Source organism: Candidatus Zixiibacteriota bacterium, assembly GCA_014728145.1.
Taxonomy (GTDB): domain Bacteria; phylum Zixibacteria; class MSB-5A5; order JAABVY01; family JAABVY01; genus WJMC01.
This window is the reverse complement of sequence record WJMC01000036.1, coordinates 1-21,721: the sequence shown is the minus strand read 5'-3', so window position 1 is coordinate 21,721 and position 21,721 is coordinate 1. Positions and strand designations below refer to the sequence as shown.

Here is a 21,721-nt window from a genome sequence, read left to right as displayed (position 1 = left end):
GGGATCGTCTATGCCAATGTCTGTTACGATTCGGGCGAGCTGGCGACGGATAAATGTGTAAATGTCGGCCGGGAGATTTTTACCGAACAGACGGTGCCCGAAAAGAACTGCCATATGCATCCCTCGGCAGGGATCTATGTTTCCCCTGATAAGGACGAATTCAATCTTGATCAGCCCGATACAACCGACGACGGCATCCAGAATTGGTAGACAAACAGGATAAAATATCGGCTCAGCGGTTGTCCGACTCAGGACCGCGTAAACCCTGGCTGGCTTTTGTGTTTGCGTTTCTCTTTCCCGGCCTGGGACAGCTCTATAACGGCCAGCTGGCGGCCGCCCTGACAATCCTGGTCGCTATCACGATTTCTCATCTGCTGATAGCTGTGCCGAATCAGAGTCTGCCTTTCTGGTCGATAGGTTTTAACTACGCAGTCTATATTCTGGCGATCGCCTTGGCGGTTCTGTATGCCGTCAGGTACAAGTCCGGCTTTACCGTGCGCAAGTACAACAACTGGATTATCTACATGGTTTTTTTGATGTTCGGGCTGGTAGCGACCGGCCTGCCGAACCAGATGCTGTATTCATTTCACCAGGTCGAGTTCGACTGTATGGGTGAACACTACCCGCCCCAGACGGTCGTATATGTCTCCAACCTGGACTATCTTCTGGATCAGCCCGAGGAGGAGGACCTGGTTTTGTTCAAACATCCGCATAACCCCAATCAGCAATCTCTGGCCCGAATCTGGGCGCGGGGACCGAAGAAAATCCAGGTGCGTGACAATTCCATATACCTCAATGGTTACCAGGTGGTGACCGAGGGGGTGACTGAAGTCGATGTTCCCACTCTGGGCGAGGATGGTTCCGAGATGGTCAGCCGTGACTCGCTTGAAACAGTCGATATGCCTGAGGGATACTATCTTTTGATCGGGGACAATTCCTACGGCTGGGCTGATCAGACCTGTTGCGCGGTAGTGCCCAGGAGCCTGATCGAGGGCAAGCTGGAGTATGTCTACCTCGATGCCGACAAGTTCGCGGTCGAGGACAGTTCAGCCTTCAAAAAGTCATTTTTCTACCTGTTTCTGCAATAGAGATTCCTTACGCTCTTCTGAATTTTGTTTGTCATCGCAAGCGCAGCGCGACGATCTTTGCGTTTAGGATTGTTTCGTAATTCCGTTCTAATCGGACCTGTCCCTGAGAACTAACAGAAGCCCGAGATAAATTCCCACGAGCCCCACAAGCCGCAGAGGCGTTTCTTTGAAGGCATGGCCGACCTGCAAAAATATCACTGCCGAGATAAACAGCAGAGAAATCCTGTCGGTCAAAAGCGATCTTCCTGCCGATACCAGGCTTTCCCAATAAGACAGCATGACAACAACCGGTATGGTCAAGATTAACAGGTGATGCGGTTCCGACATCGGGAATACCAGCGGAATCACAACCACGATTGCGGAAAAAACCGTCAGCCTGCCGAACCTGTTCTTAGGATCGGAAAGCTTTCGGTAAAGCAGGTAAACCGGTGTCAGAAGTAAGGCCGACATGAATCCGGTCAGCCCGATCTTTATCGATGCTCCGGCTGAGATACCGGTCAGGGAAAAAATTGTGGAAACGAGCGAAAATGATTTGAATCCGCTTTCAGCCTCATGAACGGTCAAGCGCGGATATACCTCGCTGATCAGGTGGTGATAATATCCGAGGCTGCTGGAATTGATCAAGAGCGGAAGCCCGAGGATGAAGATCAATAGTATGACCGGAAAATAAAGCAGGCATCGGTAATGTCCGCTGAACAGAACATAGACCAGGCAGACCGCCGGGGCGATCTTGATCGAGGCCGCGACTGCCAGAAAAACCGAGGCCGGAAGTTGACGATTTTCCTTCAGCATCAGGAAAAATCCCCCCACGCATCCCAGTACAATCAAATTGACCTGCCCATTGAGAAACTCATCCTGCAAAAACGGATGCAGGATTAAAACAGCCAGGGCGATCGGAAACAACTGCTCCCTTAATACTTTCAGTATCCTGTCAGTCCCGTATAAAAACCTCAAACAAGCCAGGATGGTCATAAAGAACGCAAAATACGAAAGTGCCGACCAGGTCGAGGCGGCAATCGCCTTGGCGAAGAATCCTGACTGCAATAGTGACAGCGGGTAGACCACGATCACTAAAAAGAGCGGATAGATATAGGGACGGGCACCCTCGGTGAACGGATTTTCACCATCGTAAAACAACTGCGAGGATTTGAAATAAGTGGTCAGGTCGTTGCCGTTTTCATAATTGTGGTTGCGGATCGACTGGTAGAAAAAAAGCAGTACTGAAATGAGCGCGAATACTATGACAATTGTTTTTATGGTTTTTAACAGGTTTTCCGATGAGCGCGCGTTCATGAAGGGAAGTAAACCCTCCGCGAGGTCAGAGTCAATATAGAATTTGACTGCGTTGACGGTCAGGCGCCGGTGACCGGCGGATAGCGTGCGTCAGGTGCTGATTCGAACTTTTGAGTCTGAATTGTCAGCTGACGGTCTTTTTCCCGGACTGGTAACCCACCTGCGACAGAAAAGAGAGAAAAATGACTTGAAATTTGCATTAAACACGTATATATATCTGTGGAAAATGCCGGAGTGGTGAAACTGGTAGACGCGCCGGACTCAAAATCCGGTGGGGCCAAAACCCCGTGCCGGTTCGATTCCGGCCTCCGGCATTTGATGTTTATTGAATCACGTAATTTACTGATTTACACTAAATCAAAAACCGATAAAAGCTACTATATTATCTCAGGATTCATCCGTATCAATATACGACTAAACCCTTGGAATATGTATCTGAAGGTAATCAAGTTCACTAACCGGGCGGTCGATAAGCTAATCATGGATGATGCGGTGATCAGTCTAAACTCAATCCTTGACAAAACTTAGAATAATCGTATAATGTAATTGGTGAGTTATACTTCGTACCCGTTGACTACCGCCCAAACATAATGGAGGTGCAAAATTGAGTCTACTTCAAAACGCTTGTAGTCAAAAGCGTATCCTTAAATACCCCGCTTTGATTGTTTTATCTCTGGCTTTTCTGTTTACCCTGCAGACGACCACAGTCCGGGCCGAACTCGCATCGGTCGAGGAAATGGACCAGGTCAGTCAGAACTGGCTGGAATATATGGTCTTCCTGCGAGGCCAGTGGGCTTCCGATATGTCTCCGCAGGTTGCTGATATACAAGAATTTACAGACGACGACGGGACTCTTCTGGGCCGTCTGTACAAGATCGAACCCCAGGGTTACGTGGTCGTTCCGGCACTCAAGGAGCTTCCCCCGGTCCTGTTCTATTCCGAACAGAGTACTGTCGATGTCTCTGAGCAGGGTATGGCGGAGATGATTCGCGATGTCCTGATCAATCGTTTCACCGGATTCGAGGTCAACTACGGCAGTCTTGAATCTGCGGTGCAAATCGAGGGCAATGAATCTCATCGAGCCGGATGGGACCGTTTTGCCGTGGAGCAGAAAACTTTTCAGGTGACTCTCGGCAAAGACAGCGAGGGTACACTTGATGAGGGCATTCCGCTTCTCTACACCAATTACTGGCATCAGGGCTATCCCTACAATTATTACTGCCCGATCGGTGACGGCGGTCAGCGGACTGTGGTTGGATGTGTGGCGACTGCTGCGGCCCAGATCATGTGGTATCATCAGTGGCCTCCGGCCGGTGTCGGCTCGCATACGTACTGGTGGAGCGGTGACGGTTCCGCGCCGGGAGAGTATCTCTCGGCCGATTTCTCCGATCCCTATGACTGGGATAATATGCCGGCTACCTGTGGCGGGGGATGTAACAGCACCGAACGGGCCGCATTGGCGGAGTTAAATTACGAAGTAGCCGTGGCTCACAACATGATGTTCGGCGTGGACGGTTCCGGTACATGGCCGGATATGGATGTCTGGACTGATCATTTCCGCTATGATCAGTCGATCGCCAACGCCTACCGCGGTTCTTATACCGCTCAGGGCTGGTTTGACCTGATCCAGAGCGAGGTCGAAGCCGGACGGCCGATGCCGTACACGATTCCGACCCATGCCATAGTCTGTGACGGCTGGCGTCATTCCGGTAGCTACAACCAGATTCATCTCAACTACGGCTGGGGTGGCTATAAAAACGGCTGGTACATTGTCGACAACCTCTATTACCCGGGTGGCCCCGGCTCAGAGTATATATTCATCAACGTGATGCCGGTCCAGGATGCCGATAACGACGGATATTTAAACGATGAAGACAACTGCCCGGTGATTTACAACCCGGACCAGGCCGACAATGATTCCGACGGTGTCGGCAATGTCTGTGATATGTGCCCGGATGATTACGATCCGGAACAGAACGACACTGACGGCGATGGTATCGGTGATGGTTGCGATTCCGATATCGATGACGACGGAATCCTCAATGTCAATGACAACTGCAATTATGTTTACAATATTTCACAGGACAACAGCGATGCCGACAGTCTCGGTGATGCTTGTGATAACTGCCCCAATACCCCCAATGATGACCAGGCTGATGTGAATGGTGATGGTATCGGCGATGCCTGTGACGGTGAAGTCCACATAGCCGGAAATGAACCGCCGGATGGCCTCGTCAGCTACTCTTATTTCTACGAGCTGGAGGGTGTCGGTGGTCAACAACCCTATAACTGGAGCCTTCTGCCACAGGCGCAGATCCCCTACGGCTGTATATTTATAGGCGATACGGTCGGACAGATCGTGGGTACACCCAACTGGGCGTCGACATTCACGTTCAAGGTCCAGTTGATGGATTCCTCCGACCCGCCCAAGCTGGATACCGGAATTTACGTGATCACAATCGAGTCTCCTGATTCGATTTGTTACGACCAGGATGACGATGGTTTCGGCGACTCAGGCCATTCCGACAATGACTGTCCGCTGGATAACTGCGAAACCGCCTACAATCCGGATCAGACCGACTCCGACGGCGACGGCTACGGCGATGTCTGCGACAACTGCCCCGACCTGTCCAACAGTGACCAGGCCGACGGCGACAGTGACAATGTCGGTAACCTGTGCGACAACTGCCTGATGGTGGCCAACTACGATCAGGAAGATACCGACAGCGACGGTTATGGCGATGCCTGTGACAACTGTCCGGACAGCGTCAACGCCGACCAGGCTGACCAGGATAACGATGATGTCGGCGATGTCTGCGATAACTGCCCGACAGTAGCCAATTCGGATCAGGCCGACTCGGACGGCAACGGTATTGGTGATGCCTGCGAGGATATGTGCGGGGATGTCAACGACGATATGGGCGTGGATGTCTCGGATGCGGTGTTTATCATCAACTACGCCTTTGCCGGAGGTGAACCGCCCGATCCATTGAGCACCGGCGATGTCAACTGCGACAGCATGTGTGATGTCTCGGATGCTGTTTACCTGATCAATTACGCGTTCGCGGGGGGCGATGCACCATGCGCTTGTGAAAACTGATCCAAGCTATAGCTAATTAAAAACCCGTCTTAAAAAAAGGCGGGTTTTTTTGTCGGATCTGCTTATCGGGGAATGACTTGCCAGAGCTTTTTCCAGCGTTTGTTTTCCCGTTTGAGCCCCAGCGCTGTGGCCGGCTGGAATTCGACATGACTGTCGTCGCCTGAATTGGCCAGAAGCAGTGAGGATAGATTAGGCATGAATGGAAGGTGGCCGACCAGCATCACATTGTCCCGGATATCCTGGATACGCCTGCCCCAGACTGCTGGAGGATCATTGGGGAACAGGCCGTCACTTTCCATGATGCCCTGCGAGGGTTCTAACATTTCTGCTATGATTTCAGCGGTCTGCCGGGCGCGGATTTTACCGCTGTGAATTATCCTGTCGAGACCCACTTGCTTTTCCTGTGCCAGTATCTCGGCTGTTTTTTGAGCTTCGGCTTTGCCCAGTTCTGAAAGCGGTCGATCCGGGTCGATTTCATCGGGAACGGTGGAACCATGGCGCACGAGATATAAAAACATCTGCACTCTCCTTGTTGCGAAACAGGTTTTCTATATATTATTCAGGTTTTATGCTTGTGGCAAAGATTTTGGATATTTTTTCTTGCAATTTAGCGGATGACCTGTTTTTTGAATGCAATTCTGGTTTGCTTTTTACGTTGCAGTTGACAAAATCCCTGTTTTGGCGTATGCTTTGGGATTTTACGGGGGAATTTTATGATCAGTTCAATGACAGGCTACGGTCGTGCCGAGGTCGAAAAAGAGGGTCGCAAGGTTATTACCGAGATCAATTCCCTCAATAACCGTTATCGCGATATTAATATCCGTACTCCCAAGTCGTACAGCCATTACGATCCGGAAATCAAGGAGCTGGTCCAGAAACATGTCAAACGCGGCAAAATTCTGGTGGCGATATCGGTCGAGGAGGATCCCGAGCTGTTCGCCGCCCGTCTGGATCTCGACCGCGAAAACGCCCGTATGTATTACAAGGTATTAACTACTCTAAAAGATGAATTCAGGTTGCCCGGTGAGCTTGAAATCGGTCATTTCGTGAATTTTCCCGACCTGATCAAACCGGCTGAAAAGGATGACGAAGAAGAAGTGACCAAACAGATGATACTCGAAGCGGTTGAAAAGGCGGTCGAAGAGTTTCTGGAGATGCGTGCCCAGGAGGGCGGACGGTTACTCGATGATATGATCAGGCATATCGACAAAATCGAGGACTTTTTGCTCAAGGCCGAGAAATCCTCGACCGAAAACATCCGTTTGTACAAAGAAAAGCTCGAGGAAAGGCTTAAAGACCTGGTGGGCGATATGTCAGTCTCGCAGGAGATGATCGCCAATGAGGCCGCGCTGGTGGCTGACCGCTGTGATATTACCGAAGAATGTGTGCGGATTAAAAGTCACCTGGAGATGTTCCGTAACTGCTACGATGTGGACGAATCGGTCGGCAAGAAGATGAATTTCATATTGCAGGAACTCTATCGCGAAGTCAACACGATCGGGTCCAAGTCGATCAGCCCGGATATCTCCCATAATGTTATCCTGCTCAAGGAAGAAATCGAAAAGGTACGTGAACAGGTTCAGAATATCGAATAGATGTCATCCACAGATCGCAACATACAGGGGCCTATGATCGTGGTCGTTTCCGCGCCTTCGGGGGCGGGTAAGACCTCAATCTGCCGGAAACTTCTCAAACAGCACAGGAAAGTCAAAATGTCTGTTTCGGCCACCACCCGCCCGAAAGCGAAGGGTGAACGCCAGGGCCGGGACTATTTTTTTATGGGACAGGAAGAATTTGAAACAAAAATCGGGCAGGACTGGTTCGTAGAGTGGGCGAAAGTGTATGATCATTACTACGGCACACCGCGTTCTCAGGTGGAAAAGATTCTTGCCAGAGGCGAGGTTGTACTCCTGGATGTCGATGTCCAGGGGGGCAGGGCGATCATGAAGGCATTTCCCGAATCAGTTACAATTTTTATACTTCCGCCCTCATTAAAAGAACTCAAGCGCAGGCTGAAGACGCGCGGTCGCGACCAGGGAGCTGAAATCGACAAGCGTCTCATGGCCTCCTTAAAGGAAATCAAGATGCGGACGAAATATGATTACACGGTCATAAATTCTGATCTCGACCGGGCTGTCTCGCAGGTCGAGTCCATATTGGAAGCGGAATCGCTCCGAAGCGAGCGTTTCGAAGAGTCCGAAAGAGGTCAGATGTTCAGGAGGAAAAATGAGTTACCAGAAACTTGACAGACTCGATGAAAAGATTGGCAATCGTTACGAGGCCGCGATAATCGCCGCCAAACGCGCCCGGCAGATAAATGCCGATAGGCTGGCCAAACTGGAGCTTATGCCCGAGGATGCCGATATCGATAGAAGTCCTCGTAAAGTCACAGCAATCGCACTTGAAGAATTAATGGAAGGTAAGCTTAAAATTGAGCACGAGTAAGAAAACAGCCGCTAAGAAAAAAAAGAAAACAACGAAGAAGAAAACCGGTCCCGATCTTCTGGTGGTCGAGTCACCGACCAAGACTAAAACCCTCAAGAAGTTTTTGGGGCGCAAATTCAAGATAATGGCTACCAAGGGGCATATCATCGACCTGCCCAAAAGCCGTCTGGGTGTCGATATAGACAACGATTTCGAACCACGTTACATTTATATCCGCGGCAAAAAGGCTGTGGTCGACGAGATCCTCAAAGAAGCCAAGAAAGCCAGGCGCATTTTTCTGGCCCCCGACCCCGATCGTGAGGGCGAGGCGATCGCATGGCACCTCTTAGGCAAACTCGATAAAGTTAACGGCAGTATTCACAGGGTGGTCTACAACGAGTTGACCAAAAAAGCGGTCCAGAGCGCGATCGAAACTGCCGGTGATATCGATGACAACAAGGTGATGGCACAGCAGGCGCGCCGGATTCTCGACAGGCTGGTCGGTTACCAGGTCTCACCGATCCTCTGGAAGACAGTATTGCGCGGACTTTCAGCTGGTCGAGTGCAGTCTGTCGCGCTCAAGATTATCTGCGAGCGTGAGGAAGAAGTAGAAAACTTTGAGCCCCAGGAATTCTGGAAGGTTCAGGGACTCTTTACAGCCGGCAAAAAAGATAAATTTACCGCCGCGCTGTTTAAGGTCGACGGCGAGGACTTTCTGATATCGTCACAGGAGGAGTCCGACAAAGTCTGTGCGGATATCAGCAAGCAGGATTTCTCGATCAGCTCCGTCAAAAAGGAGGAGAAGAAAAGAAATCCGATGCCTCCTTATATAACCTCGACTTTACAACAGGATGCCTCCAACAGGTTGCGTTTTGCCACGCAGAAGACGATGTATGTGGCCCAGCAGTTATATGAAGGTGTCGATTTGGGTGATGCCGGCTCGGTCGGCCTGATCAGCTATATGCGTACCGATTCGGTGCGTATATCCGAGGAAGCTCTGCAGTCCGCCCGGCAACATATCGCCGAACGCTTTGGCGAAAAGTATCTTCCCGAGAAAGCGCGTCGATTCAAAACCAAAAAGAGCGCCCAGGATGCCCATGAAGCTATTAGACCGACATCAATGGAGTACCCGCCGGAGAAAATCAAGCAGTTTTTGACGCCCGATCAATACAAGCTTTACAGCCTGATTTATTCACGTTTTTTGGCATCCCAGATGAATCCGGCGATCTATGACAGCCTGACTGTCGAGGTCGAGGGAGGCAGGTATCTGTTTCGGGTTTCCACCAGCCAGATCAAGTTCGATGGTTTCATGAAGATCTACAAAACCGAGAAACGTGACAACGGCAACGGCGATGACAATGAGAACCAGGTTCTGCCGGAACTCGAGGAAGGCCACAAGGTCGACCTCAAAGAGCTCGATCCGACCCAGCATTTCACCAAACCGCCTCCACGTTTCACAGAAGCCAGCCTGGTGCGTGAACTGGAGCAGAACGGGATCGGCAGGCCGTCGACTTATTCGCAGATCATATCGACTATCAAGAACCGTAAATATATCAAATTAGAAAAACGCAAATTGATGCCCACTGACCTGGGCAAGACGGTCAATCGAATATTAATCGAGCATTTCGAGCATATTTTCAATGTCGATTTCACTTCCCACATGGAAGAGGAGCTCGATAAAATCGAGGAAGGCAAGGATAACTGGGTCGATGTCCTGCGGGAATTTTACAAGCCGTTTTCGGAAACTCTCGAAACAGTCGAGGGTAAGCTCGGGGATATCAAACAATCGACCCAGGAGACCACCGATGAGGTCTGTGAAAAATGCGGATCGGCGATGGTAATCAAATGGGGACGCAACGGTCGCTTCCTGGCCTGCAGTGCATACCCCGAGTGTAAAAACACCAAGCCTTTGAACGGCGAAGACAAAAGTCAGGTCAAGGAACTCGAACGCGACTGTCCCAAATGTGGCAACAAGCTGGTTCTCAGGGAAGGCAAATTCGGGCGCTTTATCGCCTGCAGTACCTATCCAAACTGCGATTACACCGAGGCCATCTCGACCGGTGTAAAATGTTCTGCTGAGGGATGCCCGGGTACATTTGTGGAGCGCCGTTCGAGAAGAGGCAAGCCGTTTTTCGGATGCTCGGAGTATCCCAAATGCACAGAGGCGGTGTGGTACCGTCCGATCGACAGAGAGTGCCCTGAGTGCGGGCATTATTTCATGTTCGAGAAAAAGACCAAAAAAGACGGCTTGCATTTGAAATGTCCAAAATGTAACTTTATACTTAAACTGGAAGACGAGGAAGAAAAGCAGGAGTCGGCCGAAAGGCTCGAAAATGCCGTTAAGTAAGAAACATCTCCAGCTGTTTGAAGATTACCTGAGATCAGAAAAGAACTATTCCGAACATACGGTCACGGCATATATCAAAGACATCAAGCTTTTTCAGCAATTTTTTCGCGATTCCGGAGTTGAGCTAAAACGGCTCGACTCCGATTTTTTTGACCTCTTCAGGAGATTTTTGCAATACCTGCGAACACGCCCTATGTCGAATCGTTCGATTGCCCGCCTGCAGTCATCGCTGAAATCTTATTTCCGCTACCTGTATATCGTCAAGGCGACAGCTACAGACTACAGCACAAGGATCCGGCCGGTACGTTTCAAGAAACCGTTGCCGGAAGTGGCCACCCGCAACCAGATCGAGAGCATCCTGAATTTAGCCGAGGGCGATTCAGTGTGGCAGAAACGAGACAGCGCAATCATGGAGCTGTTCTATTCGAGCGGACTGAGGCGGGCAGAGCTGGCCTCGCTGTCGGTCGAGGATATCGACTACGGTGCCGGTGTTGTGCGGGTACTCGGGAAGGGTGGCAAGGAGCGGATTGTACCGGTCGGCGATGTCGCCCTGGCCAGACTGCAACAATATTTGCATCAACGCAACCGTGAGCTCAAGCGCTTCGATCTCCAGGCAGTTTTTGTCAACCGACGAGGTGGCCGTCTGAGCCAGAGATCGATCGGAAGGATCGTGCGACGCTACGCTTCCGACTCGGGACTTATGCAGAAGTTTTCCCCGCATTCGTTTCGACATTCATTCGCCACCCACATTTTAGAGGGCGGTGCGGATTTGTCGGCGGTCGGTCAGCTTTTGGGGCACTCCTCGCTTTCCAGCACCCAGATCTATACCCATGTGTCACTTCAACAACTGCGCAAAGTCTACAAGAAAACCCATCCGCGCGCATAGAAAGGCAGGCTCATGAACTATAAAGCGACGACAATAATCGGTATCCTTCACAAGGGCAAAGCGGCGATTGCCGGAGACGGACAGGTGACTCTGGATGAAACCGTCATGAAAAAAACCGCCAACAAGATTCGTAAGCTGGATGAGGACCGGATTCTGGCCGGGTTTGCCGGAACTGCTGCCGATGCTTTCACGCTGTTTGGCCGTTTCGAGGGCAAGATCGAGGAGTTTCGGGGCAATCTCCCGCGTGCCGCGGTCGAGCTGGCCAAGGAATGGCGTACCGATAAATATCTCCGTCGCCTGGAAGCGCTACTGGTGGCATTAAATGATAAACATGCTCTCATTATCTCGGGCGATGGTGATGTGATCGAGCCGGATGACGGCATCGTGGCGATCGGATCGGGTGGTCCTTATGCCCTGGCGGCGGCTCGTGCCCTTCTTGGCAGTACCAATATGAGTTCCGAAAAAGTGGTCAGGAGATCGCTCGAAATCGCCGCCGACATCTGTATCTATACCAACGACAACATCGTTGTGGAGACGTTGTAGCATGAGCTCGCAGACGGATAGCAGGCTGTATTATCGAGTGACGGGCGACCGCAAGGTCTATATCTTTGATGGAATGAATCAACTCGCACTTCTGAAGGGTGCACAAGCTTCGGATTTTATCACAGCAGTCGCGCGCCTTGATGAGGATGAAAAGCAGGAATATATACAATCGTTTATAAGCAGGCGTTGAACTGAGCTTGCAGGATGTTTAGAAAGCTCGCTGTCATAGCCGGACCGCTCGTGGCCCTGGCAGTTATCTTCTTATTTGATCTCGATCCTCAAAATCGCAGTGTAACGATAACTTTTGCGATTGCTCTCTGGATGGCGATCTGGTGGATCACGGAGGCGATTCCGATCGCCGCCACCGCGCTTCTGCCGGTTGCGCTGTTCCCGATTTCAGGTGTTGCATCGGGCCGGGATGTCGCCTCGGTTTATTTCAACCATATAATATTTTTGTTTATCGGGGGATTTCTGATCGCGCTGGCGCTTCAGCGCTGGGATCTGCACAAACGGATAGCGCTCAAAATAATGCTTGTGATCGGCACCAGTCCGGCCAGGATTATACTCGGCTTTATGGCGGCTTCTTTTTTCCTGTCGATGTGGATCTCCAATACCGCCACGGTCATGATGATGCTTCCGATCGCGCTGGCGGTGATCGCCAGGCTGGAGGAGAATTTCGAAACCCGTGGTGTGCGCAAGGTCGCTACCAGCCTGCTTCTGGGTACTGCCTACGCTTCATCTGTGGGGGGTATGGCAACTTTGATAGGTACACCGCCCAACCTGGCATTTGCTAAAATCTTCGAGGAGATGTTTCCGAAGGCTCCCGAGATCTCGTTTGCCTCATGGATGATATTCGCTTTGCCGATTTCAATCGCCTTTGCGGTTATCATCTGGCTTCTGATGATAGCCCCGCTTCAGCGTGGCAGGAAACTGGCTCTGCCATCGCGCGAAATCTTCCTGACGGAGTACCGCAAGCTGGGCCGGATGTCATTTGAAGAAAAAATTGTGCTGGCAGATTTTGTACTGCTCGCGTTTTTATGGCTGTTTCGCAAACCTGTTGAAGTCGGCGGTTTCACGCTACCGGGATGGTCGAGCCTGTTGCCGGTGCCCGGATATATCGATGATGGTACGGTTTCGATTGCGATGGCGCTGATCCTTTTTCTGATACCATCGAGATCAAGACCTGGTCAAAGAGTGATGGACTGGAAAACCGCTGTCGGTCTGCCCTGGGGAATCGTGATTCTGTTCGGGGGAGGATTTGCTTTGGCCTACGCTTTTCGGATTTCGGGACTGTCGGAATGGATCGGTATGCAGTTGTCCGGATTGGCCGGTGTACCTCCTCTGCTGTTGATCGCCTGTATCTGCCTGATGATGACATTTTTGACCGAGCTGACCTCGAACACCGCCACTACCCAGACGATACTGCCGATCATCGCCGGGGTGGCGGTCGGTATCGGGGTCAATCCTCTGCTTCTCATGGTTCCGGCTACATTGTCGGCCTCCTGCGCGTTCATGCTTCCGGTGGCGACTCCGCCCAATGCTATCGTCTACGGCGGTGGTCGCTTCAAGATTTCCACGATGTCCCGTTTCGGCATTGTCTTGAATTTTGCCGGGGTCTTTTTGATTTCACTTTTATTCTACTATTTGAGCCGTCATGTCCTCGGTATCGACCTGAACGTATTACCAGCCTGGGCGGCTTGATACGATTCACACAGGACGGGCTTGACTTTCCCGATTATTAGCTTAACTTTCCGCTTTCACGAGGAGATTATATGCAGAATGAATTGACGCCAAAAGAGATAGTTTCTGAACTGGATAAATATATCGTCGGACAGGATCTGGCCAAACGGGCGGTGGCGATCGCTCTCCGCAACCGCTGGCGCCGTCAGCAGGTCGAGGGAGAAATGCGCGATGAGATCCTGCCCAATAATATTATTATGATCGGGCCTACTGGGGTCGGTAAAACAGAAATCGCCCGCAGGCTGGCCGCTTTGGCCGATGCGCCGTTTATTAAGGTCGAGGCTTCTAAATTCACCGAGGTCGGTTATGTCGGCCGGGATGTCGAATCGATGGTGCGCGACCTGACCGACCTGGCGGTAAACATGGTTAAAAGGGAGATGGGCGAAATTCACCAGGCCAAGGCTGAAAAATTGGCCGAGGACAAAATCCTGGATATCCTGCTTCCCAAACCGCCCGGAAAAGCCCGTCTGCCCGAAGATTCCGGGGAGATGCAGGTCGATTCGAGCGCTGACGAGGATTCCTGGCGCCGGACCCGTGAGAAAATGGCCGAGCTTTTAGAGCAGGGCAAGATGGATGACCGGGTGATTGAAATCGAGGTGCCCAATAACCGCCTGCCGATGATCGAGGTCTTTTCCCCGATGGGCATGGAGGAAATGGGTATCAATTTCCAGGAGCTTTTGGGCGGGATGGGTCCCAAACGCAATAAACGCCGTAAAACGACAGTCTCAGAAGCTCGCAAGATCCTGACCCAGGAGGAGATCGGACGCCTTCTGGATATGGATGAGGTGGTCGAAAAAGCTATCCACCGGGTGGAAAATTCCGGCATAGTTTTTATCGATGAGATCGACAAAATTGCCGCCACAGAGTCGCAGTCTTCGGGGCCGGATGTTTCCCGCGAGGGCGTCCAGCGCGATATCCTGCCGATCATCGAGGGCTCCAACGTGATGACAAAATACGGTATGGTGCGTACCGATCATATCCTGTTTATCGCCGCCGGCGCATTTCATTCCACCAAACCCTCTGACCTGATTCCGGAACTCCAGGGGCGGATGCCGATCAGGGTCGAACTCGACAGCCTTGGAAAAGAGGAGTTCATCAAGATCCTGACCGAACCGAAAAACGCCCTGACCCGTCAATACCAGGTGATGCTCAAAACCGAGGGCGCAAAGCTGTCATTCGACCAGGAGGCGATCGAGGAGATCGCGGAGATCGCCGACAAGGTCAACAGCCGGATGGAAAATATCGGCGCGCGCAGGCTTCATACAGTAATGAACACTCTCCTGGATGAGGAGATGTTCGATCTTCCGGGCGATTCCAAAAATATCCGGATCACGCGCAACAAGGTCCAGAAACGACTGGCCGATATCGTCGAAGACGAAGATTTAAGCAAATATATACTTTGACAAATACTATCCAATCTATTATAGTATCTTAGTTACTATATTATATGGTTCTTCTCCCTTCGTACCCGGGAAGGAATCAAAATGTACAGACATATCATTTCTGTTGACCTGGAGGACTGGCCACAGTCCTGTTTGGACTATAATTTGCCGATCACACCAAATGTGATCGACAACACGGGAATGTTACTCGATCTTTTTGACAAGTATGGAGTTAAAGCGACCTTCTTTTGCTTAGGGCTGGTAGCAGAGAAATATCCTGAACTTATCAGAAAGGTCCACAATGATGGACACGAGATCGGAACTCATGGCTGGTCGCACCGGTCGGTCAAAGAGCTCGGTCCCGATAAATTCAAATCCGAACTGGTGCGTTCGATCAAGGTTCTCGAAGATATCTGTGGTCAGCAAGTCCGCGGTCATCGCGCGCCGGATTTTTCGATCGACCTGGATATGCACTGGGCTTTCGATATCATGCGCGAAGCCGGGCTCGATTACGATTCCAGTATTTTTCCCATCAACGGTGGGCGCTACGGATCGCCTGACAGTCCGGTCTATCCGTATGGCTTCCAGAATGGTTTATGGGAATATCCGCTCTCAACTGTTAAAATTATGAAAAGAAAGATTCCAATATTGGGGGGCGGTTACTTTCGCTTGTTTCCATACAATCTGAGCCGTCGTTTTCTGCGCATGATCGAAAAAGAGAGTAGACCAGCAGTAGTTTACATCCATCCATACGAACTCAACTGCCAAGAATTGCATACCCTCGAGGTTTCTAGGAAAACGAGACTGCATCAAGGACTGTTTCGCAGCAGGGTAGCTCTGCGACTCAAAAAACTATTTAAAGAGTTCGCTTTCGGTTCGATGGCAGATTATCAGTTCAACATGAATAAAATGCAGGAGGATTGTTCGCATAGTTATTCCTACTTGATGATACAAAATCCGGTAGTCGCAAAAGCTGAGTAACCGATCAATTCCAGAGCGATTCTGTTAGACTGACAATATCCAGAGAGATTTTTTCCCGATCGAAAATTTCAATAACGTTCTTGCGTCCTTTTGAGGAGTATTTTTTCAGTTCAGAACGTGATTTCAAATTGTGAACAGCGTCTGCTATCTTAGCGGGGAATTCATGTTCCACTACCACACCCGCCTCAGCCTTCCGTACTATCTCCGCTCCTTCGCTTTTACCGATATGCAGAATCGGAATGCCCATGGCCATAAGCTCGAACAGCTTGGCCGAACGCACACAACTCAGACCAGGCAGATTGCGGTGGATAACTACTCCCAGGTCGAAACAGGACATCAGCCGGGGCACATCTGCATACCTAACCGGATCATAGAAAACGACATTTTCAAGTTCCAGATCGCTGGCAAGTTTAATCAGCTTAGGCTTTTCGAAACCATCACCGCAGAAAACGAACTCAATATCAAAATCATCTTTTAATAAATTTGCCGCTTCCAATAACCTGCTGAGGTTGTGATTTCGTCCGTGTAGACCAGCGTATCCGACAATGAACTTACCATCCGGATTTACCAGACTCATGAAGTCTTCGTCTTTCTCGCGTGGATAAAACATCTTAGTATCCGCTCCGTTGGGCCAGAGACGCGGGTTTGAATCAGGTGAGAAGTTTCTTATCTTGTCAATCAGGCCCTCGGTTTGAGCGGTCACCAGGTCGCTGCGCTCAATTATTTTCCGTTCGTAGCTTTTAAAACGCCTGATGATAAACTGGCTGGAAAGGATTCGATGTTCCGAGATCAGGTCTGTCCACAGGTCGGCGAAATTCGTGACCAGGCGGGCATTATATCTCCTCGCCAGCTTCATGGCGGTATATCCCAGAAACAGGGGAGGATATTCCCAGACAATGACATCCGCGGAATCGATATGCCTGATGGCGATATCCAGTGAAGTAGAGGCGAATGTCAAATAAGACAGGGCGGTCGGTATGGTGCCCCGCGAGGGATGAACATAAAGCCAGCTCCTGAGGATTTCGATTCCCTCGATTTTTTCGTGGTATTTATAATGATAGCGGTAATCTTCGAATATCCTGCCGGTCGGGTAGTTTGGCAGTGATGTCAACACTGTGATCTGATGTCCGCGCTTGCGAAAGGCTTTGGCCAGTGCGAACAGCCTGTTCTGGGCGGCCCCGGTTTCGGGTGGAAAATACTGGGTCAGGAGAATTACGCGCATCCCTCAAAAACTTCCTCAAATCGCCCGTTTGATCTTGATGTTGCCGGTTCCCACCCTGGCCTGGATGTAAAGTTGCTTGTCCGCGCCGGAGTAATTTTCATCTTCATGTTCTTCCGAGATTGAAAAACTGTTTTTGCTTTTGAGCCCCATCATGTCGATATCGCCCAGGCCGCAGGCGGTTTTTACTTTGCAGGCTTTGTCCTTTGGCAGGGTGATATTGATATCGCCGAATCCGAGCGCGATTTCGATTTTATTTTCGCCCTGGCGCAGATCGGTATCGCTGAAATTGGCCAGGATGTCTCCAAACGCGATCTTGTATGTTTTACCGGAACTGTCCAGAACCGTGGGAGCGATATTGAGAGAACCGAACGCTTTGGTTGTATCCGCGGCGTCGAGAAGATGTTCTTCATTGTGGTTACGAGAGCGGGTTTGCTGAAAGATCATCCATAGACCGATAATGATCAAAGCCAGCGGCCACCAGTCGCCGATGAACTCCCAGAAAGCGAAATCGGTGGTCTGATTTAATAACAACAGAGCTCCAACTGTCACAAAAATGAGTCCCCATCCCATGTTCGAATTTGACGCGCTCATAACGATCCTTTCTCCGGCCAGGTTTCGATGCGCCCCAAAGATAAACACTAAATGCTTCAAACTCAAGCGCTTTCTGGCGCGCACTCAATCTCCTTGACATAGCTATCAGGAAAAGTAAATTAGGCGATCAAAAACAGCAAACATTTTAAAAGGAGAAGGAAATGACCAAAGATTTTCTGCAGATAACCGATTTCACTCGCGACGAGGCGATCGATGTGCTCAACCTCTGCAAGGATATGAAAACAGGCAAAAGCGCTCCCAAACCTCTTCTGGGCAAAACCGTCGCCTGTATTTTTCATAAGCCGTCACTGCGTACCCGAATTTCGTTCGAAGTGGGAATCAATGAACTGGGTGGTAATTCGCTCTATATTACCGACAAGGAGATCCAGCTCGGAGTGCGCGAATCGATCTACGACGTTGGCAAGGTTCTCTCGCGCTTCGTGGGCATGATTATGATCCGCACCTTTGATCATTCCCACGTTGAACAGCTCGGTCGGCATGCCACGGTCCCGGTAGTCAACGGCCTGACCGACCTCACTCATCCCTGCCAGGTGATGGGCGATATCTTCACATACTACGAGCAGACCGGCAAATTCGAGGATATCACTATCGCGTTTCTGGGTGACGGCAACAATGTCTTCAATTCGTTTTTGAACCTGGCCTGCCTGTTCAAATTCAATCTGCGCCTGGGGACATCCGAGGCAACCATGCCCAACCAGGAGATCCTGGACAAGGCCAAAAAAGCGGGAAAATCACAAATTGAGATAGTTCATGACCCTAAAGAAGCAGTCCGCGATGCCGATATCATCTATACAGATGTGTGGGCCAGCATGGGACAGAAAGACAAGGCTGAGGAAAGGGCAAAACTGCTTTCGATATTCCAGGTCAATAACGAACTTCTCTCTCATGCAAGTTCCGATGTCAGGGTTATGCACTGTCTGCCGGCTAACCGCGGACAGGAAATAACCGATGAAGTTATCGACGGACCGCATTCGGTGGTCTTCGATGAAGCGGAAAACCGGCTCCACATCCAGAAAGCCATTATGGCTACCTTGCTCGAAAGCAGAAAATAAAGCATAAAGGGAGTTGGTTATGTACAACAAAAAGTATGTCGGTATCCTGGCACTGATGCTGGGGATTGCATTCACGATGCTTCTTACCCTGATGTACGGCTGTTCGGATTCGAGCTCCGGACCGAGTATCGTTCAGGGTGACTTGTCTGATCCGGATTTCGTGGCCGTCAAGGCCTCCATCGAAGAATCTGTCGATTCAGTAATTTTCGGGTCTTATAACCCAATGACCAATCACTGGGGGTTCCCGCTGGATTCCACCACCTACAAGGATAAAGATGACTGGTGGCTGGGCCCGCTGGGTGATGATGATAGTGTTAAATACAGCTTCAACAGCGTCTGGCACATCATCGAGATGACCCACTTGAGCGCTTCCGGCAGTGAAGTCTACTATGACAGTATGGCTTTTGTCGCCGATGGCGAGTATCAGCGCAACTATACCAGCGAAGTCGACCAGATTCTCTATCGCGGTTCCCGTACACTCATCCAGGAGGGCGCCAGTGGCACCGATACGATCGATATCACAATTCGTGTCGACCTGGAAGATGTCAACACTACCCAGGCCCAGTCGGAAGGCGATGTGCTGATCGACATGGTCCTGAACAACAGCGGTTCGCGCGCCAGGTATGTCTATGATGTCGATGTCGATTCCCTGGCTTACAGCAGGACCGGTACTTCCAGCTGGCAGACTTACAATTCCGTCAGCGGCGCATTCGACGCCTCCATGGATTATATCACAAGCTCAGTCGACCAGGACTGGACAGTCGACGTGACTGTCTCCGGCGGAACCGCCGCGATCAAGGCCACCAAGGGCAATACCCAGTGGACATACAACTACAGCCATAATTAGAGCAAGGACATAGCCCAGATTACAAGCCCCGGTTCATAGAGCCGGGGCTTTTTCATTATATGCTTCAAGGTGCTTGCCAAATCCTTCCGTAACTATTAGTTTAGCCGTTTCGGAGGAATTATGCAGGAAGTTACCAAGTACAAATACTGTTTCGTCTGCGGTGACCAGAATGAGTCCGGCTTGAAGGCCAGGTTTTTCGTCCAAACCGACGGTTCGGTCACGAGCGAGTACACGGTCGAGCAGCGCTTTGCCGGTTATGACAATATCATGCACGGCGGGATTGCCGCCTCGCTTCTGGATGAGGTCATGATCAAGGCGATCTTAAAAGATGATGTCCTGGCGGTTACCGCGGAAATGACGGTCAAGTTCAAAGCCCCGGTTTATGTCGGTCAGAAGATGGTCCTGGTCGGCAGGGTGATCGAGAGCAAAGGGCGCTTGTACCGCACCGAGGGTGTCGCTGAAGTTGCGGGGAAGGTCGTGGCGGAGGCTACCGGGACATACATTCGCGCCAGAGGCGAACTGGCCGAAGAGTTGTCGCGTTCGCTCGACTGACGGCAAAGCTCTGCAAAGCGATTCATAAATCCGGCAGGCATTCTCAAATAACTGCCTGTGCAGGATGTGAACATACCTTCCAAACAAGTGAAATCCAGCACCTTACAACAGGCCCACAAAACCGTTACGGCCGGCACAGGGTTTGCCATATTATATGCCTGATGAGGTGCTCATGAAACTATACTTCTTTGGAAGAACATACGCCCGCCCCGGTCTCGCCGGTGGCACAGGTATTATCAGCATAATGCTTCCCGACCTGGGAGTTCTCTACCGCACCCAGTTTGCCGGGACACAGGCTGAATGCGAATACACGGCCGCCTTGATGGCTCTCAAGTTTGTGGAAAATAACAAGTCAGTCTTCAAAAACCAGAAACTGGAACTGCTCTCCGATTCCGCCGAGCTGGTTGAGAATGTCAACAGTATTACCATGCTTCCGCCAAATCTGAAGGTCTACCGTGACAGCGTCCTGATCTATCTCAAGAAATTCGACATCAAGCTTTCCTGGGTACCGATGGCTGAAAACCGCGCGGCCCAGCATCTGCCACAGATTCCCCCCCTGAAAAACAAGCTCAACCTGCAGTTCGATTTCGGCCAGAAGGGGCGCGATTCCGCTTTGATAGACGGAATTCCCGGAAAAAGCGTCTTTCCCGCCAAATAAACTTCCCCCAAACGCAGTCACGATTTTTCACTTCTGCCGGATTATCGAAAATCTCGCGGAAACTATGTTGATTTTTGTATGTTTAATCGTTAATGTGCCGACTTAAATAGGTGAACGGAATCTTATAATTCTGAATATGAAACGAATAATACTGCTGACAATTTTATTGTGTTCGACCTGCCTGTTAGCGGACGCCTTCGCCCAGGAGGAATTCAATTCTGTTGAGGTTCGGAAGTGGAGGGAGAATGCCAATTACCTGGGATCACCTTCCGCATTTTCCTATCTGGCTGAATACCGCAAGGTAAGCGTCTACTCCTCCACCCAGGACAGGGTCCTGTACCGGCGCATGAAGGGCAACCAGAAGGTTTTTTCGTCGAAAATGGGAAGCTACTGGGGCGCCGCCACAATCATCGATCGTTCCACCTCCCGAATCGAAGTTACGCGTTTCTCCATGTATGAGCCCTCCGGAAAACATCTTTACACTCTCGAGAATCCCGATGTGCTCGGTTTTATCCTCAGCGACCGCGCGCCCTCGCTGGTGGGAATCGAGGGATCGGAGGGATTGCCGGAGACCCGTATGAGGTTTTTTTCCGAACATGGCGAGCATAAAAAAGACATAATATTCAAAGATTTTATGGGTGGAAGCTTCTGCGCCGATGGCAGTCGTTTTTTTGCGCTCAGTGTCGACAGCGGTCTTTACGCTTACAACCCTGAGGGGGAATTACAATACATTGTCCCCTGCGGAATCATGCATACGGTTTCTGATGACGGCATGCTGGTACTGTCCTATGACCAAAACCGGCTCAATTTGTACTACCAGTCCAGCCTGACGAACTCGACCGAATTTGAAATCGAGTCACCCCATCAGCTTTTAATTGCCTCCGACAAGCGCAGTGCGGTGGTTATGAACACCAGTCGGGCGGTTTGTTTCAGCCTGCCGGAGATGTATATCCTGTGGGAATACCGCTCTGAAGATTCGTCCGAGGCCCTGAAT

21 protein-coding genes and 1 tRNA gene are annotated in these 21,721 nt (G+C 50.7%); 18 read left to right on the top strand and 4 right to left on the bottom strand.

From position 1 onward, the window contains the following. The first annotated feature begins 203 nt into the window (after window positions 1-203). Window positions 204-1,088, top strand: a complete 885-nt coding sequence (lepB, locus tag GF404_02070) for a signal peptidase I (protein MBD3380962.1) — start codon at window positions 204-206, stop codon at window positions 1,086-1,088. Window positions 1,089-1,175: 87 nt separating this feature from the next. Here the strand turns inward: lepB and GF404_02065 are convergent, their stop codons facing one another. Then, window positions 1,176-2,381, bottom strand: coding sequence for a DUF2029 domain-containing protein (locus GF404_02065; protein MBD3380961.1), 1,206 nt, complete (start codon window positions 2,379-2,381; stop codon window positions 1,176-1,178). 228 nt (window positions 2,382-2,609) lie between these two features. Here GF404_02065 and GF404_02060 point away from each other — a divergent pair. Further along, a tRNA-Leu gene (locus GF404_02060) sits at window positions 2,610-2,695 on the top strand. A 290-nt stretch (window positions 2,696-2,985) separates the two neighbouring features. After that, window positions 2,986-5,481 (top strand): hypothetical protein, encoded by a 2,496-nt coding sequence (locus GF404_02055; GenBank protein MBD3380960.1) that lies wholly within the window; start codon window positions 2,986-2,988, stop codon window positions 5,479-5,481. Window positions 5,482-5,543: 62 nt separating this feature from the next. Here the strand turns inward: GF404_02055 and sixA are convergent, their stop codons facing one another. Then, on the bottom strand, window positions 5,544-5,999 hold the full coding sequence (gene sixA, locus GF404_02050; GenBank protein ID MBD3380959.1) for a phosphohistidine phosphatase SixA: 456 nt from the start codon (window positions 5,997-5,999) through the stop codon (window positions 5,544-5,546). A gap of 195 nt (window positions 6,000-6,194) precedes the next feature. Between sixA and GF404_02045 the strand changes: the two genes are divergently transcribed. From GF404_02045 to GF404_02000, 10 genes are all read left to right on the top strand, one after another. Then, the gene (locus tag GF404_02045) at window positions 6,195-7,076 is read left to right on the top strand and encodes a YicC family protein (protein ID MBD3380958.1); all 882 of its coding nucleotides are present in this window, start codon (window positions 6,195-6,197) and stop codon (window positions 7,074-7,076) included. Then, window positions 7,077-7,727, top strand: a complete 651-nt coding sequence (locus GF404_02040; protein MBD3380957.1) for a guanylate kinase — start codon at window positions 7,077-7,079, stop codon at window positions 7,725-7,727. Next, on the top strand, window positions 7,708-7,926 hold the full coding sequence (gene rpoZ / locus GF404_02035) for a DNA-directed RNA polymerase subunit omega (protein ID MBD3380956.1): 219 nt from the start codon (window positions 7,708-7,710) through the stop codon (window positions 7,924-7,926). Before GF404_02040 ends, rpoZ begins: the two co-directional genes overlap by 20 nt. Further along, window positions 7,913-10,252 (top strand): type I DNA topoisomerase, encoded by a 2,340-nt coding sequence (gene topA / locus GF404_02030; GenBank protein MBD3380955.1) that lies wholly within the window; start codon window positions 7,913-7,915, stop codon window positions 10,250-10,252. The genes rpoZ and topA overlap by 14 nt, the downstream gene beginning before the upstream one ends. Continuing rightward, window positions 10,239-11,138, top strand: a complete 900-nt coding sequence (locus tag GF404_02025; protein MBD3380954.1) for a tyrosine recombinase — start codon at window positions 10,239-10,241, stop codon at window positions 11,136-11,138. The genes topA and GF404_02025 overlap by 14 nt, the downstream gene beginning before the upstream one ends. 12 nt (window positions 11,139-11,150) lie before the next feature. Continuing rightward, window positions 11,151-11,681 (top strand): ATP-dependent protease subunit HslV, encoded by a 531-nt coding sequence (gene hslV, locus GF404_02020; GenBank protein MBD3380953.1) that lies wholly within the window; start codon window positions 11,151-11,153, stop codon window positions 11,679-11,681. A gap of 1 nt (window position 11,682) precedes the next feature. Continuing rightward, the gene (locus tag GF404_02015) at window positions 11,683-11,871 is read left to right on the top strand and encodes a hypothetical protein (protein ID MBD3380952.1); all 189 of its coding nucleotides are present in this window, start codon (window positions 11,683-11,685) and stop codon (window positions 11,869-11,871) included. 14 nt (window positions 11,872-11,885) lie between these two features. Continuing rightward, complete coding sequence (locus GF404_02010) at window positions 11,886-13,382, top strand: DASS family sodium-coupled anion symporter (GenBank protein ID MBD3380951.1); 1,497 nt, start codon at window positions 11,886-11,888, stop codon at window positions 13,380-13,382. A gap of 71 nt (window positions 13,383-13,453) precedes the next feature. Then, window positions 13,454-14,824 carry an ATP-dependent protease ATPase subunit HslU gene (gene hslU / locus GF404_02005; GenBank protein ID MBD3380950.1) on the top strand — a complete coding sequence of 457 codons (1,371 nt, stop codon included), beginning with the start codon at window positions 13,454-13,456 and terminating at the stop codon, window positions 14,822-14,824. Between the two features lie 81 nt (window positions 14,825-14,905). Beyond that, window positions 14,906-15,784 (top strand): DUF3473 domain-containing protein, encoded by an 879-nt coding sequence (locus GF404_02000; GenBank protein MBD3380949.1) that lies wholly within the window; start codon window positions 14,906-14,908, stop codon window positions 15,782-15,784. 4 nt (window positions 15,785-15,788) lie between these two features. Here the strand turns inward: GF404_02000 and GF404_01995 are convergent, their stop codons facing one another. Both GF404_01995 and GF404_01990 read right to left on the bottom strand, forming a co-directional pair. Further along, the gene (locus GF404_01995; GenBank protein ID MBD3380948.1) at window positions 15,789-17,006 is read right to left on the bottom strand and encodes a glycosyltransferase; all 1,218 of its coding nucleotides are present in this window, start codon (window positions 17,004-17,006) and stop codon (window positions 15,789-15,791) included. A gap of 15 nt (window positions 17,007-17,021) precedes the next feature. Next, window positions 17,022-17,681, bottom strand: coding sequence for a hypothetical protein (locus GF404_01990; protein MBD3380947.1), 660 nt, complete (start codon window positions 17,679-17,681; stop codon window positions 17,022-17,024). A 77-nt stretch (window positions 17,682-17,758) separates the two neighbouring features. On the opposite strand from GF404_01990, the gene argF reads away from it, so the two are divergent. The 5 genes from argF to GF404_01965 all read left to right on the top strand — a co-directional run. Next, complete coding sequence (gene argF, locus GF404_01985; GenBank protein MBD3380946.1) at window positions 17,759-18,670, top strand: ornithine carbamoyltransferase; 912 nt, start codon at window positions 17,759-17,761, stop codon at window positions 18,668-18,670. Window positions 18,671-18,689: 19 nt separating this feature from the next. After that, the gene (locus GF404_01980; GenBank protein MBD3380945.1) at window positions 18,690-19,517 is read left to right on the top strand and encodes a hypothetical protein; all 828 of its coding nucleotides are present in this window, start codon (window positions 18,690-18,692) and stop codon (window positions 19,515-19,517) included. Window positions 19,518-19,637: 120 nt separating this feature from the next. Next, entirely contained in the window at window positions 19,638-20,069 is a 432-nt protein-coding gene (locus GF404_01975) for a hotdog fold thioesterase (protein ID MBD3380944.1), read from the top strand. 154 nt (window positions 20,070-20,223) lie between these two features. Then, window positions 20,224-20,727: a reverse transcriptase-like protein gene (locus tag GF404_01970; protein MBD3380943.1), complete on the top strand. Its 504-nt coding sequence runs from the start codon at window positions 20,224-20,226 to the stop codon at window positions 20,725-20,727. A gap of 136 nt (window positions 20,728-20,863) precedes the next feature. Continuing rightward, on the top strand, window positions 20,864-21,721 hold an 858-nt coding region (locus tag GF404_01965; protein MBD3380942.1), incomplete at its 3' end, for a hypothetical protein.

What these genes read in the sequence shown, in the direction of transcription:
- rpoZ (MBD3380956.1), top strand. Translation starts at nt 7,708, where the DNA reads ATGAGTTACCAGAAACTTGACAGACTCGATGAAAAGATTGGCAATCGT.
- GF404_01975 (MBD3380944.1), top strand. Translation starts at nt 19,638, where the DNA reads ATGCAGGAAGTTACCAAGTACAAATACTGTTTCGTCTGCGGTGACCAG.
- GF404_02015 (MBD3380952.1), top strand. Translation starts at nt 11,683, where the DNA reads ATGAGCTCGCAGACGGATAGCAGGCTGTATTATCGAGTGACGGGCGAC.
- GF404_01970 (MBD3380943.1), top strand. Translation starts at nt 20,224, where the DNA reads ATGCCTGATGAGGTGCTCATGAAACTATACTTCTTTGGAAGAACATAC.
- GF404_02045 (MBD3380958.1), top strand. Translation starts at nt 6,195, where the DNA reads ATGATCAGTTCAATGACAGGCTACGGTCGTGCCGAGGTCGAAAAAGAG.
- sixA (MBD3380959.1), bottom strand. Translation starts at nt 5,999, where the DNA reads ATGTTTTTATATCTCGTGCGCCATGGTTCCACCGTTCCCGATGAAATC.
- GF404_01995 (MBD3380948.1), bottom strand. Translation starts at nt 17,006, where the DNA reads ATGCGCGTAATTCTCCTGACCCAGTATTTTCCACCCGAAACCGGGGCC.
- hslU (MBD3380950.1), top strand. Translation starts at nt 13,454, where the DNA reads ATGCAGAATGAATTGACGCCAAAAGAGATAGTTTCTGAACTGGATAAA.
- GF404_02040 (MBD3380957.1), top strand. Translation starts at nt 7,077, where the DNA reads ATGTCATCCACAGATCGCAACATACAGGGGCCTATGATCGTGGTCGTT.
- hslV (MBD3380953.1), top strand. Translation starts at nt 11,151, where the DNA reads ATGAACTATAAAGCGACGACAATAATCGGTATCCTTCACAAGGGCAAA.
- GF404_02000 (MBD3380949.1), top strand. Translation starts at nt 14,906, where the DNA reads ATGTACAGACATATCATTTCTGTTGACCTGGAGGACTGGCCACAGTCC.
- GF404_02065 (MBD3380961.1), bottom strand. Translation starts at nt 2,381, where the DNA reads ATGAACGCGCGCTCATCGGAAAACCTGTTAAAAACCATAAAAACAATT.
- GF404_02010 (MBD3380951.1), top strand. Translation starts at nt 11,886, where the DNA reads ATGTTTAGAAAGCTCGCTGTCATAGCCGGACCGCTCGTGGCCCTGGCA.
- GF404_02025 (MBD3380954.1), top strand. Translation starts at nt 10,239, where the DNA reads ATGCCGTTAAGTAAGAAACATCTCCAGCTGTTTGAAGATTACCTGAGA.
- GF404_01980 (MBD3380945.1), top strand. Translation starts at nt 18,690, where the DNA reads ATGTACAACAAAAAGTATGTCGGTATCCTGGCACTGATGCTGGGGATT.
- argF (MBD3380946.1), top strand. Translation starts at nt 17,759, where the DNA reads ATGACCAAAGATTTTCTGCAGATAACCGATTTCACTCGCGACGAGGCG.